We start from the raw sequence: 1,302 nt of genomic DNA on the forward strand, positions 1-1,302 counted from the left end.
GACCCGGCGGCGCCCGACCCCGCCCGCGTCGACCCCGCCGTCCTCGGCGCGCTGCTGCGCAGGCACGGCTGGCAGCGCCGCGGCGGCGCCGCCGGGCGCTTCGGCCGCTGGACCCCGCCCGCCGCCGGCCCGGGCACCGCCCCGGCCAGCATCCTCGTCCCGGAGAGCCGCGCCTTCCCCGACTGCACCGACCTCCTCGAAGAGGCCCTCGCCGCGCTCGCCCGCAGCGCCCTGCCCGCCGCCCGCGAAGTGCTGTACGGCCTCGGCGTCCCCAGCGACGAGATCCGCTGGGAGCGCCGCGTCCCCCAGGCGCCCGCAGGGGCGTACGGGCTCCCGGGCGAGGCCGCCTGGAGCGTGCAGGACCAGCTCCGCTCGGCCGCCCGCCGGCTCCTCCTCGCCGGGGCCCTCGCCGACCGGGCCCGCGTCGGCTACCACGGGGCCCGGCACCGCGCCCGTGCCGAACGCGCCCTCGACGGAATCCTCGTCGGCCCCGATTCCGGCGGGCGCACACTGACCGCGTACGTGCCCGTCGCCGGCGGCCGCGGCACGGTGGCGCGGCTGCACCACGCCCTGCACGCCGCCCGGGAGGCCGTCGACTACCGGCGCGCCACGGGCCGCATGGAGGCCTTCGACGCCGCGGTCCCCGCCGGCGTCAGCCGGGAGCTCGCCGACGCGCTCATCGCCCTCGTCCGCGGCTCCGAGGGCGCCCGGATCGAACTTGCCTGGGCGCCGACCGCCGGGCCGCCCCCCGGGTGCGCGGCCCGCCCGGAGCCCGTCGACTTCTCCCCCGGGGACCTGCCCGCCCTCCGCGAGGCCGCGGCCCGCTACACCCGCGCCGAGCCGGCCGTGCCCGTGCGGCTCTCCGGCACGGTCGTCCGGATGCGCCGGTCCGCCCCCGGCGGCGGGGGCACCGTACGGCTGCGGGTGCTGTCCGGCGCGGAGATCGCGTACGCCCGCGCCGCCCTCGACGAGGACGCCTACCGGGTCGCCGGCCGAGCCCACCTCGACGGCGTCCCGATCCGGCTCACCGGCCGCCTCCAGCGGCGCGGCGGCTTCCGCCGCCTCACCGACGCCGAGGACGTCGCGCCCGTCCCCCTGGACGAGGTGCAGCGCGACCGCCTGATGAAGTCCCTGGACGACCCCTCGGGGCCGGCGGACTTCCTGCCCGGCGACGACTAGGTGTATTGCCCTGTGAGGTTGGGGACGCGGCTGGCGGGTGGTTTGCCTGCGAGCGCGGTGTGTCCGCGGTGGTGATTGTAGGTGTGCAGCCAGCCGGGAAAGGCGTCGCGTCGCTCCTGTTCT

The 1,302-nt window shown here is 79.3% G+C and carries 1 protein-coding gene and 1 pseudogene; one reads left to right on the plus strand and one right to left on the minus strand.

What is annotated here, in order from left to right:
- On the plus strand, nt 1–1,179 hold a 1,179-nt coding region (locus EF903_RS32685), incomplete at its 5' end, for a hypothetical protein (RefSeq protein ID WP_125548545.1).
- Here EF903_RS32685 and EF903_RS32690 read toward each other — a convergent pair.
- Nucleotides 1,176–1,302, minus strand: a pseudogene (locus EF903_RS32690) (IS481 family transposase); the annotation flags it as partial. The gene EF903_RS32685 and the pseudogene EF903_RS32690 overlap by 4 nt on opposite strands.

This window comes from Streptomyces sp. WAC05292 (assembly GCF_003949955.1).
Classification (GTDB): domain Bacteria; phylum Actinomycetota; class Actinomycetes; order Streptomycetales; family Streptomycetaceae; genus Streptomyces; species Streptomyces globosus.